Source organism: Dyadobacter sp. SG02, assembly GCF_900109045.1.
Taxonomy (GTDB): Bacteria; Bacteroidota; Bacteroidia; order Cytophagales; family Spirosomataceae; genus Dyadobacter.
In genome coordinates, this window is sequence record NZ_FNYL01000011.1 from 267940 (window position 1) to 282336 (window position 14397).

Annotated in this window: 11 protein-coding genes and 3 tRNA genes; 6 read left to right on the forward strand and 8 right to left on the reverse strand. The window is 49.5% G+C overall.

Going from position 1 to position 14397, the window contains the following annotated elements:
- Positions 1 to 185: 185 nt before the first annotated feature.
- Entirely contained in the window at positions 186 to 815 is a 630-nt protein-coding gene (locus BMW93_RS24695) for a response regulator transcription factor (protein WP_090382636.1), read from the reverse strand.
- A gap of 286 nt (positions 816 to 1101) precedes the next feature.
- Here BMW93_RS24695 and BMW93_RS24700 point away from each other — a divergent pair, with 286 nt between their 5' ends.
- The gene (locus BMW93_RS24700; RefSeq protein WP_090382639.1) at positions 1102 to 4209 is read left to right on the forward strand and encodes a HAMP domain-containing sensor histidine kinase; all 3108 of its coding nucleotides are present in this window, start codon (positions 1102 to 1104) and stop codon (positions 4207 to 4209) included.
- Positions 4206 to 7346 (forward strand): ATP-binding protein, encoded by a 3141-nt coding sequence (locus BMW93_RS24705; protein WP_090382641.1) that lies wholly within the window; start codon positions 4206 to 4208, stop codon positions 7344 to 7346. The genes BMW93_RS24700 and BMW93_RS24705 overlap by 4 nt, the downstream gene beginning before the upstream one ends.
- Here BMW93_RS24705 and BMW93_RS24710 read toward each other — a convergent pair.
- The 4 genes from BMW93_RS24710 to BMW93_RS24725 all read right to left on the reverse strand — a co-directional run bounded on the left by BMW93_RS24710 (position 7343) and on the right by BMW93_RS24725 (position 9452).
- Positions 7343 to 7882, reverse strand: coding sequence for a hypothetical protein (locus BMW93_RS24710; RefSeq protein ID WP_143061718.1), 540 nt, complete (start codon positions 7880 to 7882; stop codon positions 7343 to 7345). The two genes, BMW93_RS24705 and BMW93_RS24710, sit on opposite strands and share 4 nt — an antisense overlap.
- An 83-nt stretch (positions 7883 to 7965) precedes the next feature.
- Positions 7966 to 8559, reverse strand: a complete 594-nt coding sequence (locus BMW93_RS24715; protein WP_090382650.1) for a TetR/AcrR family transcriptional regulator — start codon at positions 8557 to 8559, stop codon at positions 7966 to 7968.
- A 35-nt stretch (positions 8560 to 8594) separates the two neighbouring features.
- Positions 8595 to 9053 carry a hypothetical protein gene (locus BMW93_RS24720; protein WP_090382651.1) on the reverse strand — a complete coding sequence of 153 codons (459 nt, stop codon included), beginning with the start codon at positions 9051 to 9053 and terminating at the stop codon, positions 8595 to 8597.
- 192 nt (positions 9054 to 9245) lie between these two features.
- Positions 9246 to 9452 (reverse strand): hypothetical protein, encoded by a 207-nt coding sequence (locus tag BMW93_RS24725; RefSeq protein WP_090382653.1) that lies wholly within the window; start codon positions 9450 to 9452, stop codon positions 9246 to 9248.
- Positions 9453 to 9617: 165 nt separating this feature from the next.
- On the opposite strand from BMW93_RS24725, the gene BMW93_RS24730 reads away from it, so the two are divergent.
- The 3 genes from BMW93_RS24730 to BMW93_RS24740 all read left to right on the forward strand — a co-directional run bounded on the left by BMW93_RS24730 (position 9618) and on the right by BMW93_RS24740 (position 12790).
- Positions 9618 to 10067, forward strand: a complete 450-nt coding sequence (locus BMW93_RS24730) for a VOC family protein (RefSeq protein WP_090382656.1) — start codon at positions 9618 to 9620, stop codon at positions 10065 to 10067.
- Positions 10068 to 10609: 542 nt separating this feature from the next.
- A complete protein-coding gene (locus tag BMW93_RS24735) occupies positions 10610 to 11638 on the forward strand; it encodes an acyltransferase (RefSeq protein WP_090382658.1) in 1029 nt (342 codons plus the stop codon).
- Positions 11639 to 11713: 75 nt separating this feature from the next.
- Entirely contained in the window at positions 11714 to 12790 is a 1077-nt protein-coding gene (locus tag BMW93_RS24740) for a glycosyltransferase family 4 protein (protein ID WP_090382726.1), read from the forward strand.
- A gap of 106 nt (positions 12791 to 12896) precedes the next feature.
- Here the strand turns inward: BMW93_RS24740 and BMW93_RS24745 are convergent.
- The 3 genes from BMW93_RS24745 to BMW93_RS24755 all read right to left on the reverse strand — a co-directional run bounded on the left by BMW93_RS24745 (position 12897) and on the right by BMW93_RS24755 (position 13274).
- Positions 12897 to 12970: transfer RNA gene (locus BMW93_RS24745), tRNA-Arg, on the reverse strand.
- Positions 12971 to 13059: 89 nt separating this feature from the next.
- Positions 13060 to 13133: transfer RNA gene (locus BMW93_RS24750), tRNA-Pro, on the reverse strand.
- Between the two features lie 54 nt (positions 13134 to 13187).
- A tRNA-Ser gene (locus BMW93_RS24755) sits at positions 13188 to 13274 on the reverse strand.
- A gap of 133 nt (positions 13275 to 13407) precedes the next feature.
- Between BMW93_RS24755 and BMW93_RS24760 the strand changes: the two genes are divergently transcribed.
- Positions 13408 to 14370 (forward strand): VWA domain-containing protein, encoded by a 963-nt coding sequence (locus BMW93_RS24760; RefSeq protein ID WP_090382729.1) that lies wholly within the window; start codon positions 13408 to 13410, stop codon positions 14368 to 14370.
- Positions 14371 to 14397: the final 27 nt, after the last annotated feature.

Sequence of the window (14397 nt, forward strand, 5' to 3'; positions counted from 1 at the left end):
GTGTGTATAGTGCGAAGCTTTCCCGATACCGTCTGCAAAACAAACGGTATTATATATACGCAGCCTTACCTGTCCAGAATTTCTCTGCGGCAACGGCTTGTCATGATTTGTGTCAAAACTAGTTAGAAATATTTCGCATTGCGTCGTCCCCGCTAAAAGTAACCCATAGAAACATTTCTATCATTTCAATAACTGACTGCTTTCTGTGCCAATTCAAAAGTATCGGTGACATTCATCTTTTTGTAGATCCGCTTCTTATAGGTGCTCACCGTGTTGCATTTCAGATTGAACATGAAGGCGATTTCCTTCGTGGTTTTTCCCTGCACGACGTGCGTCATGATCGCCCGCTCGCGATGCGAGAGCCTTTCCAGCGATTCCAGCCCGTCTTTCTGATGGTCGGTATCGATCATGGTGATCAGCGAAGCCTGCAACTCGACGCTCATGTATTTACCTCCCGCACCTACCATGGCAATCGCTTTGGCCAATTCGTCGGGTTTGGCACGTTTCATGACGAACCCCTCGGCGCCGGCCCGCAATGCGGGCAATGCAAAAATCCGCTCCGACATGCCGGAGTAAAACAATATGGAGATGCCGGGTTTGACGGATTTGAGCAGTTTGATGATTTCCGGCGAAACCAGCCCCTCGATTTTGACTTCCGTGATCACCACCCTGATGTCATTGTCCTCTTTGAGAATGGCCCGGGCTGTTTTGAGGTCGGGGGCTTCAAATAGCTGATAATCGGCTGATATAGTTTCGAGAAATAGCCGCATGCCGGTGCGCAGCAGCGTTTGATCGTCGATGATGAGGATGTTCATGATGGTAAGGCCTGATGGCCCGTTCAATAGAGCGATAGCCGCGTCCGGGCGCGACGTAAGGGAGTAAAATAAGATAAGCCGGTGATACCGGTAAAAGTAGGGTGAAACGCTTTTTGTTACAATTACATCATCGTAAATAACATATAGAATGATTTCTATGGTTTGGGAACAGGTATTTACGATTAGATGTCCTTCTTTTATTATTAGCGACGGAATGATTTCGCTTATTTTGTAATAAATATCCCCGAAAGCCCCAGTGTTGAGAGTTATTACCTTGCTATTGTGTATGATGTTTCACGCGGCTATTTCTCCGCTGGACGCCCAAACTATCTCAAAAAATCCGAAATACACTTTACGGCATTATACCAGTGAGGACGGTCTGTCGCAAAATTCGGTCAACGCGATCACCCGGGATCGAGATGGCTTCATTTGGCTTACTACTAACATGGGATTGTCCCGGTTCGACGGCCAGTCGTTAGTTACTTTCGGAAAAGACCGTTTTAAGCTCGAGTATAACGCCTTCATAGGTTTTACCGGGGACATTGAAGGAAAACCGGATCGGCTATATGCGCTGGGTGACGGCGGCAAAAACCATGTCCGGATCGTCGACGGGGAGGCGAACGTCGATAAAAATCCAATGGAAGAACATCTTCTCAAGATATTCAAGCCGGATGAAAAGTCTCGCGGACTGATGTACACGCTGGGCTTGCCAGACCCGTGGCATAAAGACTGGATACCCGAATATTGCGTATTTCTGCTTCCGGAATCAAACGGCGATTTTTTCGTATGGACGACTGGTGGAAAAGTTGAGCTTTACCGTAACTGGAAACTGCAAAAGACATACATGACCGGAATCCCCTCGCCCGTCGGGTTTTTCAGGGTAGGCATAAACTTATATTATGACGACGGGAAGGGCTATATGCGGTTTGTGGCCTCCGCAGGCACGGCTATCGCAGGCGGGGAGGTTTCACTTGTGCCAGCGCCCGGGGAATCGGCAGGGCCTAACCTGCGCAAACAATACAAGGTCTTTGCGGATGAACTTTCAGGTAATTCATTCATTTATCAGGACGGGCAATTATTCCAACTATCGGAGACTTCGCCGGGCCGTTTTTTAACCAAACTTCTGCTGAGCGATTTCGACTTTGATCGTAACAGCGTCACTTCCGTTTTCTATGAAGGCCCTCAGAGACGGCTCTACCTGGGTACGATGAACAGCGGCTTCTACATTTTTGACTTCGAGGTTTTTGAAACCCTGGTTACCGGAGCCGCTGATCCGGGCGCGAACGTCTACTACGCCCAGGCGGCATTTTCGGACAGTACGGTGCTCACCCCGTCTTTCCATATACTTGGGAAAGGTAAGGGAAATCAAAACATTTTAAATGTACTGCCCAACCCGGTTGGGAAGACATTGGATCGGTATATAATGCTCAGGGACCGTTCAGGCGATATCTGGATGGCAGGTTACCGGCGGCTGTACCGCCTCGACAAAAGTAGTCAAAAAGTGAAGGGTAGCTGGCCCCTGGAAAATGATATTACGGTGTTGTACCAGGACGATAGCGGCCGCATCTGGATTGGCACGTATTCGGCTGGCTTGAAATACATCGATCCCGAAGAGCAGGGAGCAACCGTAAGCAGCTATACACCTAGAATGCTGCGCATCGCACACATCATCCGGGAAAACAAAGACATTCTCTGGGTCGCTACCTACTGGGATTTATACAGAGTAAATCTCGCGCGTAAGACCTTGTCCAAAACCCCCGCAGCAGCGAAAAACAATATCAGGAGCTTGTGGCTGGAGCGTCCGGGCGAACTTTGGTTTACTACCTATGAAAACGGCTTTTTCGTACTTAAAAACGGCCATGTCACCCGGTTTCCGCTCGACAGGGACCGCTCCCTTGCAAACGCGCATTGCATTATGAGCGACAAAAAAGGTTACCTTTGGATTCCTACCAATAATGGGCTGTTCCGCGTTCTTCGCCGCGACCTGCTGGACTACATCAGCCATGGTGACAGTACCCGGCTCTACTACCATCGTTACAACAAGCAAAGCGGTTTCCGCACAAATGAATTCAATGGAGGCTGTCAGCCCTGCGCCGTGCGACTGCGCAATGGTTATGTGTCTTTGCCCTCTATTGACGGGATGGTCTTTTTCAAGCCCGAGGAAACGCCCATCGACACACCGGATTCAAAAATCTTCATCGACCGCATCGAGGCCGATTCCAGGCAGATCCAGGCGCGTGGTTCCCGAATCGAACTCTCGGACGTCAACAATATACAAGTATTCGTGTCCTCGCCCTACCTGGGCGACCGCCGAAATCAGCAACTGTATTACATGGTATCTTCGGACGATAAGGCATCTCCCAAACACGTCTGGTACCCCATCGAAAACGAGCAGCAATCTGTTCTCCTGAACAACCTTTCTTCGGGCACATATACCCTGAAATTGCGAAAAAATGGCGGCTTCGGCCCCGATTCGATACGCATGACGACGCTCACGATCGTCATTCCATATGCGTGGTACGAAACCTGGCCTTTCAGAATAGCGTTGGCATTACTGGTTCTTGCCGGGATATATCTTTATGTTAAAAACCGGCTGAAAGAAGCCGACCGGCAGAACAAAATCCTCGAATCACGGGTCTCCGAAAGGACCCGCAATTTGCAGGATACGCTGGGCGTGCTGAAAGCATCCGAACACGAACTACTCCGGCAAACCCGCCTTCAAATGCACTTGATCGCCTCTATCAGCCACGATATCCGGAGCCCGCTGAGATCGATCGAATTCGCGTCCGGGAAGGTGCCTGATCTTCTTCAAAAGGGCGATCTGAATCTGGTGGAAACGATAGGTTCGGGTGTCAACGAGTCTTCCAGAAGAGTGCTTTTGCTACTTGAAAACATGCTTTCCTACATCAAATCACAGATGTCGGGCGGCTCTGTGGCGCAAGATACGTTTGCCGCGCGAAGCCTGGTCGACGAAGTTGCCGTGATTTTCAATGCCTCATTCAAAGTTCAGGGAAACAGGTTTGTCAATAATGTTCCCGAGACGCTCGTGCTCAAATCGAACCGGCAACTGCTGAAAATCATCCTGCACAACCTGATCGACAACGCCAACAAGTATAGTGCCGAGGGTTCGGTAATCGTGACGGCCAGCGAGGAAAGTAATGTCGTCCGAATTCTCGTGACCGATACCGGCCCGGGCTTGCCGGAAACCGTCCTGAACTGGTTCAATGACAACGATGCCATTTACGAGGATTCGCCGGAAAGTGGACCGAGTGTTCATGGGATCGGGCTGGTGATTGTAAAGGAGCTGGCCGGGATGTTGAATGTACGTATCAGGGCAACATCGGCTTCCGGTGCCGCATTTGCTATTGAGTTTTGGGAGCGTGAAGGCTTATGAGATTGATTTTACATATATTAATTCAATTATTACTCGTCCCCGCCGCATTGCAGGGTATCGCCCAGGTGCCCAAATACACGCTCCGGCATTACACCGGCGAAAACGGCCTGCCTCAGAATTCGGTCTCAGCTATTACACAGGGTCACGATGGCTTTATCTGGCTTACTACTTACGGCGGACTGGTCCGGTTTGACGGGCAGTCGTTCGTTACTTTCAATAAAAACAAGCTCGGATTGCAGAGCGGTATGTTCGTGGATTTTCTTCCGGATGCGGATCATTTGTACGCCCTTACAAATGAAAATGAATACGTCCGGGTAGCGGATGGCCGGGCCGTCAAGGATGTTCCATTACCGGTCAGGCGCATTCGTGAGATGTTCAAAATGAAAGAGGGCTACCACGGTTTATTTTTTTCAAAAGGCCACGCCGATCGGCTCAATATGAACTGGTTCCTGCCCGACCAGACGGAGTCTTTTAAAAAGATATGGTTTCCGTCCATCTACGTTTTGATTATTCCGGAATCGATCGGCAGTTTTTTCGTCTGGCATAAAAACGGGACTTTGGATTCTTATGCGAATTGGAAAAAAACGAAAAGTTACGCTACACGGGTAAGCTGGCCGCGAGATATTTTCAGGATAGGGCGCAGTTTGTACAACGACGATCGAGCCGGTAATATCGAGCTACTTGCGCCCGAATCGGGTTCGAACGCCTGGCCCGGGGACGCAAAGCTTACACCCACTCGCCCCCATGACCCCAGGCTGGATATGACGAAGCCATACCTGCTTTACTCCCACGATCTGTCGAAAAACGCTTTCATTTACCAGGGTCACAAATTATATATGCTTTCGGAGGTCAGCCCGGGAAATATCCGCACCAGGCTTTTGCTCGACTACTTCGATTTTCAAAAGAACAATGTGGCTTCCGTATTCTTCGACGAAAAACACAGGAGGCTTTACCTCGGCAGCCTCAGCAACGGCCTCTTCATTTTTGACTTTCAGCCATTCGAAACCCTCACGATCGGCAGCGACCAGCGCGAGGCAAATGTCTATTATGCCCATTCCGCATTCTCGGACAGTACGGTAATCACCCCGTCTTTCAACGTGCTGGGTAAAAGTGCAGCCGGACAGACGGTCGCATACAAACTGCCGCAGCCGATGAAGGAATTTTTGATGAACCAGCGCACGATGCTCATCGACGAGTCCGGCGACATCTGGTGTGTGAGGAACAACATGCTTTATCGTTTCGACGCGCAGGGCCGCCAATTGAAAGGTCAATGGAACGCGGGCGGCGAAGTCTCACATATATATGAAGACCCAACCGGTCGAATCTGGCTGGGCACGCGGTTCGAGGGCCTGCGGTATATTGATCCGTCGGAAAAGGGGGTACCTGTGCATACATTCACACGAAAGATTCTCCGCATTACCTACATGCTGCAAGAAGGGTCAGAGACGCTCTGGGTTGGGGCGGATATGGGGCTGTTCAAAGTGAACCTCCGTCACAAATCCTTTTCGTTGATACCGCATACGGATCGCATTTTCGTGAAGAACCTCTACATCCCCTACAAGGGAGAACTGTGGTTTGCCACGCGTGACCACGGCCTTTGCCTGTATCGAAACGGCCGGTTGACACAGTTTCCCATGGACAAAAATCGCCAAATGACCTCGGCGCATTGCCTCATCCTCGACAAAAATGGCTATTTCTGGATGCCGACCAACAACGGATTGTTCCGGATACTCCGCGGGGATCTGCTGGATTATACCCGTTCTCGCGACAGCACCCGCCTGTATTACCATCGCTACATCAAGCGCGACGGCTTCCGTATCGACGAATTCGACGGCGGCTGCCAACCCTGCGCGGTTCGTTTACGCAACGGCTATGTCTCGCTGCCCTCTTTGGACGGCATGGTCTTTTTCAAACCGGAGGAAACGCCTGTCGACATACCCGATTCGAAAATTTTCATCGACCGTATTGAAAGTAATTCACAGGACGTTCCTTTTACGGGCACAAGGATAAAACTTCCCGTCACCGCCACCGACTTGAAGGTGTTCATCTCTTCCCCCTACCTCGGCAACAGGGAGAATCAGCAGATCTATTATGCAGTTTCGAGCGACAGGCGAGCGGAAACGGGGCAGGTGTGGTTTCCCATTGAAAACGAGCAGCAATCTATCCACCTCAATAACCTGGAATCGGGCACCTATACCCTGAAAATCCGCAAAAACGCAGGCTACGGTCGCAATGCGGAAAGGCTGACGACGCTCACGGTGATGATACCCTATAAATGGTACGAGACCTGGCCATTCAGGATCGTGGTATTGCTTCTTGCGGCGGTGGGTTTCTGGATGTATTTTAAAAACCGTCTCAAAAAAGCCGACCGGCTGAACAAAATCCTCGAATCGCGGGTATCGGAAAAAACGCACAACCTGCAAGAAACGCTCACCGCATTGGAAGCCTCGGAACAGGAACTGATCAAGCAAATCAAGCTGCAAATGCATTTGATCGGTTCTATCAGCCACGACATTCGCAGCCCGCTAAGATCCATTCAATTTACCGCTTCGCAAATTCCCTCGTTGATTCGAACAGGTGATTATGGCCTGGCAGAAAACGTCGGGACCAGCGTCAGCGACTCGTCGGGGCGAATCCTGTCGCTGCTGGACAACATGCTTTCGTATGTGAAATCGCAGGTGTCGGGCGGCCCGGTGACTTTCGAAGAGATAGCCGTGCGCAAACTGATCGACGACGTCGCCGCCATTTTCAAGGACGCTTTCGCCCTCCGGCATAACGTATTCATATGCGATGTACCCGAATCGCTCGTCGTGAAATCGAACCCGCAGCTTTTGAAAGTGATCCTGCACAACCTGATCGACAATGCGAACAAGTTCACGTCCGCCGGTGCGATTACCGTGCGTTCGGGCGAGGAAGGCGGGATGATCACATTGTCGGTATCGGACAGTGGCTCCGGGTTACCGGGCCCGGTGGAGAGCTGGTTTAACACGGGTACTTCCTATCCCGAGTCGCCGGGCGGAGGGCAAGGTATGCATGGCATTGGCCTGGTGATCGTGAAGGAACTGGCCGAGCTGCTGAAACTTCGCTTGCAGGTACATTCGCGCCCGGGGGCGGAATTTGTCATCGGGTTCCCCTAACGCCAGCCCACGCCTACCCCTACGCCCGCATGCGAGGCGAGCGCATTCCGCAGCAATGGCGGCGTGTAGCGTAGTTTAAGCATATAAATCCATTTCCGCGATACCAGGTGAAAGCGAAAACCCGCCACTCCGGAAGGCGTCAGCAACCGTTGCCTGCTCCGTGCGCGATACAGGCCATCGTCATACCTGTCCACCATAAATGCGCCCAGGCCCGCTTCAAAGTAACCCTCGACCAGGTAGCGGCCCGGCTGGGGAATGCAGGATTTGCGTTTGTAGGGATTTAAAATGAGGCAATGCGTCAATGCGGCGGAAAGCGTAGGGCTGCGGAAGTCGTTCCGGGTCATAAAACCAAGTCCTCCCTGAACGTCCCAGAACGACTTTTTGAGATAACCGAAAGCAGCTTCGGCAGCGATGGCTCCCCGCGGCGCAAGACCAAACGCATCGGCGCCAAATGCCCCGCGCACACGTGTGTAGTACGGCTGCGCGGTGGCGTATTGACCACATAAGAAGAGGATTAACAAATATCTGACGAACACGGACAAAGGCTTTTGCCTTGTAACGGAAGAATCGATACTTTAATTATAGTATCGGTTACATTTGATCTACCTGCTACCCTGAACTAGCGGCGCAGCGTTTCCAGATAGTTCTTCAACTCTTCCAGGTAAGGCAGGTAGATTTCCTTGCTTCGTTCGAGCTTGCCGAAGTTGCGGATGCCCCAGTAGCCCGACATGACGAACATCGTTACCTGCCGGGCATTGACGTCGCTACGAACGGCCCCGTTCGTTTTCCCACGCTCGATGACGTCGATCATCGTTTCAGTCCATTGCTGGGTCAGTTCGTTTAATGCTTTGTTGAAATCCGCATTCCAGGAAGTCATCTCGTGGGTGAGGTTAGCGGCCGGGCAGCCGTACTCGACTTTAAGGAATTTGTTTTCTATCAACAGGTTATACATCAGCTGGTAAATGGCGGTCAGCGGATCTGCGGCGGTTTGCAACGGGCCGATAAAACTGCCCGTGAGCGTCGGCTTCAAAAGATCATTGATAATGGCGATGCCCATTTCGTCCTTATTTTTGAAATGGTAGTAAAACGCGCCCTTGGTCACCTGGGTGGTCGCGATGATATCGTCGATGCTCGTGGTTTGGTAACCTTTCACATAGATCAGTTCGAATGCCTTTTCCAGGATATTCAGCCGCGTCGCTTCCGCCTTTTTCATTTCAATCCATCATTTTTCAGTAAACCTACACCGAATTATCTGAAATACGGCCTGTTAGCCAATGGCGAGAACGGCCACGGAATGGCCGCCAGAATGATCAGCAAGCCGATAGCAAACCAGATCAGCATTATCCTGAACTTCTGCCCGTCCGACGCCGCGCGCTTCGCCTTCGCCGACCCGATGGTGATGATGACCACGGCAACAGCCATTAAAGCAGTATGAATAAGCTGAAAGAACACATGTTCGCTCACGAGCGTGGCCCCTGGGGCCTCCGCGCCACCAAACTTCACCACCGGGCTGATCATGTACAGCGAAAGGCCAAGCAGCAACTGAATGTGCGAAATGGTAGCAGTAATGTGCCTGATCGCGTTGTTCCGGCCGGAAAATGACTTGCCGGAACGAAGGCCGGTCCAGGCCATCCAGGTCGCATAAAAAAGGCTTGCGAGGACAAGCCACCTGTTGATGGAGTGTAAGATAAGCAGTGTCTGATACATGGGTGTATGGGTTACCATGCAAAGGTAAGTCAAAAAACATACTAGTTAGTATGTTTTTTGACTTAATGCTATCAATACATTCCAATTTCTCATCTTTCGGATTACATTTCAAAAAAGAGGCCCGAATGTAACCGAAAGGTTGTATACGCCGGCGCTAATTTGTAAATATCAGCGGAGCGTAAGCGCGACGTCCTAGACTTTGTTACCCGATATGCTCCGGTATGCCCTGTAACTCTGCACTATCAGCGCAATAAGTATTAAAACATTGGATACCAGCTGCCACAAAAACGACTCGTGTCCGTTTGGCTGGGTGTTGTACCTGAAAAGCAAAATACCGACCAGAAAAAGCTCGATAAATGCAACGATCACCAGAATGGAAAATCTAACTTTTGGATTCATGATCAAATATTTTGAAACCATTAAATATACAAAGGTTACTTATAAGTAAGACGGCTTTACCAGCTTCTAATTTCCGAAGCCAATATACCACGGCGCGCCTTCGTTGAAGAACGAGAAGGTAAATAACCACAAGACACAATTTTTGATTACCAGACCAATACGACTATGGCAAACAACAATTTATTGAGAATGGACAATGTAGGCATCGTAGTAGAGTCCCTCGACGAAGCCGTTTCGTTTTTCACAGAGCTTGGTTTACGGCTGGAAGGGCGGGCCACTATCGAGGGAGAATGGGCCGGTCGGGTTACCGGGCTGGGTGCGCAGCACGTAGAAGTGGCGATGATGGTTACGCCGGATGGTCACAGCCGCCTCGAACTTTCGACATTTCTCTCGCCTCCCGTCGAGTCGGACCACCGCAATGCGCCGGTAAATGCATTGGGATACCTTCGGGCGATGTTTACCGTTGCCGACATTGACGATACGGTTGCCAGGCTCGCAAAGCATGGTGCTCAGGTGGTCGGCGAGATCGTGCAGTACGAAAACGTTTACAGGCTCTGCTACATTCGGGCAACCGGGGGGCTACTGATCGGGCTAGCGGAAGAGATTGGAAAATAGCGTGTGCGGAAATGTTTGTTTTTCAATTTCCCGCGCGTTTCGCAATAGCAGCACGAACAAGCTCTTCCGCATCGTGCTGATCTTTTAACCACATCCACCAATACAATAGTAAAAATGGGGACATTAAAACAATGGAAAATGCTGCTGAAACAAGGAGTATTCCTACAAAAAGAATGCGCAAAAACTTCATAAAAAACTATTCACAACCAAAAAGAGGGATAAATAAGATTAAGACATTTATTTCCCGATAAAAATTCAATTTACCATTTCAAAGTTAATTGCCACTTGCTATCGTTGCTGATGATTCATATATCATGAAAGGCATATTGAAGCGTCCAAGAAACAATTCCGTTCCGGTTTCCCGACATTTTAAAGCCAAACATTTCATGCATTAAATCAATAAATTACCAGAATAGTACCAGTATTATATTCAAACTTGCCATGCACCTAAAACCGCGCAATCAACCCATAACCCGGCAAGCAAATCAAATACATTCAGTTTATTGCATGAATTTTCAGTTGCAAAAGCCTAATTTTGTGCTATGCTTCAAAGTATCCAGACACTTCGCGCATTGGCTGCATTGCTCGTAGTATTTGCCCATTTCGAATATATCAAGCCGGCCGTAGGAGGTTTTGGAGTAGATATATTCTTCATAATCAGCGGCTTTATAATGGCCTACATTGTCAATAAATCCGCCGAAGGTTTCCTGTACCGCCGGATCATACGCATTGTACCGCTCTATTACGCGATGACGTTTCTGTCCGCCGGATTGTACCTGGCCAAGCCATCATGGTTTCGGAACCTGATCCTGACACCCACTACCCTCGCCAAATCATTGCTGTTCATCCCCTATCACATTAAAGACAGCGGGCCCGTTCTCACGCTGGGGTGGACGTTGAACTACGAAATGTTCTTCTACGTGTCTATTGCCGCTTTCATTGCCATTTTCGGGAGCAAAAAGGGGATGATCGCCTGTCTTATCGGATTATCGGTTTTCGTCTTGCTATCGGCTTTCGCCTCCTGGGAAAACTATATGTTTCGCTTCTGGAGCAGCCCGATGATCATGGAATTTGTGGGCGGAGGGATTTTGTATTATTTCTGGCAACACCGGCTCCGGTCCGCAAGCCGGTCGCTCAGAAATGCACTAATTGTAGTCGGGTTTGCAGCCCTGGTGTTTTTACCCTACGCCGAATACCACTACGGCCTTGCTACTCAACGCTTCCTGCTCTTTGGCGGGCCTTCGCTTTTGGTAGCATGTGGTTTTCTCTGCCTGGAAGACCGCTTCAATCCCCAAAATAAAATTCATTCAACCATGGTATTGCTCGGCGATTCCAGTTATGCCATGTATCTGGTTCACCCGTTCGTCATTTACGCGTTCCTGCGATTGGTATATACGCGGATTGGTATGCAAGGTCCCGTGCTTGATTTCCTGGGCATGGTACTTTCCATGACATTGGTTTGTCTCATAAGCATTGCCATGCATAAATGGTTTGAAAAACCGATGGTCAGTCTGCTCAGGTCTGCATTTGATAAACAATTTGAACCCGCAAAAGCGGTGGCTGGAAATTAATAATGTCCGTTTTAGTTTTTATTGACTTTTTTAACGATTACCATCTCCGAATTAGTTATTTGGAGTAAGATTATTATGCCTAATATCGTTTTCTTTATTTACAATATCTCCTTAATTGGCGGTACGGAACGTGTAGCTTCGGTCATTATCAACGAACTCGCCAAAAGAAATTACAATATCCATTTGTTGAGCCTGAATGGAGATCCCGACAACATATTCTTTCCATTGGAACCGAATGTAAATGTAACCAGCTTGCAAATGGATGATAGGAAGGGATTTAAAAAAGTCCTTCATTCGCGACGGAGAATTCGGCAATTGGTTAAGAGCAACGACATCGACACCTTTGTTACGATTGAGTCGAATATGGCCATACATTCCGTTCCCTCTCTTGCATTCACCGGGGTTCGGCATGTTGTGTGGGAGCATTTCAATTTCAAGGTAAGTCTGGGCCTGGCCTCCCGATCTCTGGCCCGCCAGCTCTCACTTTCTTTTGCCGACAGGATCATTACGCTAACGGCCCGTGATAAGCAGTTTTGGGAAGAGGGTGCGTGGTACCGCAATGCGCGGGTAACTCACATTTCTAACCCGATGTTCCTGAAAGAGCAGGTATCCCATAAAAAACCTTCCCGAACGGTCATATCCGTTGGAAGGCTAACTTTCCAGAAAGGTTTTGATCTGTTAGTGGACGCCTGGGGCCAGCTACCCGAGCGACTTCGGAAAGAATGGAAATTGCTTATCATCGGAGATGGTGAAGATAAGCCGCTCCTTGAAAAGAAAATTACAGAACTCGGCATCGGGGATTCGGTGCAACTGGTCGGTGCCACAAAGAAGGTTCTCAATTATTTCGAAGACGCTTCTGTGTACTGCATGAGTTCGCGATTTGAGGGGCTACCCATGGTACTTCTGGAAGCATTGGCATTCCGCCTTCCGATCGTCGCCTATCGCTGTGATACCGGGCCCGAAGAACTCATCGAAGACGGACGAAACGGCATCCTCGTTGAAGCAGAAAATGTAACCAAAATGGCTGAATCGCTGGCAACCGTCATGGAAAACGACGCCCTTCGCGAGGGCATGAAGAATTACAAATCCCAAAGACTTCCATCGCTCGAACTAGGCATGATTATTGACGAGTGGAGCCGTGTATTGAATTAGGCTGATAGGTGCGCGTCCCAGGCAGCTGATTCGGGATCACTCATTATTTCACTGTTAGTCCAACAAAAAAGCACTTAGAAATTAATCTAAGTGCTTGATTTTCAAGTGATCCCGTTGTGATTCGAACACAAGACCTACTGCTTAGAAGGCAGTTGCTCTATCCAGCTGAGCTACGGGACCGATACTTCAAATGTGAACTTAATTTTAAAAAAATAGGCAGTCAGCGATTCACAGTTTGCACTGCTACGGCTTACTGCCTTATCTTTTTGTCGGGGAGACAGGATTCGAACCTGCGACCCTCTGGTCCCAAACCAGATGCGCTACCGGGCTGCGCCACTCCCCGAATTTTATCTTTCTACTTTAAGAAAGAGCCCTTTTTGAACGTTCAGAAACCGCGTGGAGGAAGCGGGATTCGAACCCGCGGTACCCTTGCGAGTACGGCAGTTTAGCAAACTACTGGTTTCAGCCACTCACCCATCCCTCCGTTCTTCCGTCGTTCGGGAGTGCAAATATAGCAGGTCTATTTTCAGAAAAGCAAACATTTCAAGAAAAAAAACTTCACCAGAAGCCTGAAATGCCTATTTTTGCCCAAGTCTAATTTACACAATGCGTTCATTATGAACTGGAATTACCCCTTTGAGAGCACTGAATATTTTTTTATATTTTTTTTCATTTTCGCTTACACAGCCTATATCATACGCACTGTTCGGGTCGCCCGGCAACTGCAAACGACCGCTCGGACGCTTATCATCAAACTCTTTTTACGCAGCATTACCTTCTCTCTTTTGATCATCAGCCTCCTCGGGCCGTCGTTCGGCGAGGCAGAGCGCGACATCCAGGCAAAGGGTAAGGATATATTCATGGTCGTCGACCTCTCAAAGTCGATGGACGCGGCGGATGTGACGCCCTCGCGATTGGAAAAAGTGAAGTTCGAACTGAACCGGTTTGTGGAGAACGAGCGGGCGAACCGCGTCGGGATCATTATCTTTTCCAACGACGCGTACATACACGTACCGCTCACGTACGACGTGGCCGCGCTGGAACTTTTCATCCAGTCGCTGCAAACCGACCTGCTCCCGACGAACGGCACCAACATCTGCGGGGCCATCGAAATGGCATACAACAAACTCATGAATGCCGCCGACCCGACGAGCCGCGCGAAGATGATGGTGCTTTTTACGGACGGGGAAAACAGTACCGGTTGCAGCAATGCATTATTCAACAACCTCCGGCGCTTCGGCATCGGGGTATACTCGGTGGCTGTGGGCACAAAAGTGGGCATCAGCATTCAGCAGAACGGCAAACCGCTGATGGACAAAAACGACAAGCTGGTGATCAGCAAGCTCGACGAAAATTTCCTTCACAGCATTGCCAATTCCGCCCGCGGGACCTATTACGAGCTCAATAATTCGAAGAACGATATTCAGAAGCTGATCAGCGACATCAACCAGGCAGAGGGTGCATTGGTGGATTCCCGCACGATCACGGTGGTTTCAAACAAATACTATTATTTCCTCGGCGCGGCATTGGTACTGATCCTGCTCGACGTACTAATTACGATCGGAACGTTTCGACTCTAAGCGTAATTCCCTATTTTTGCCCCCAAA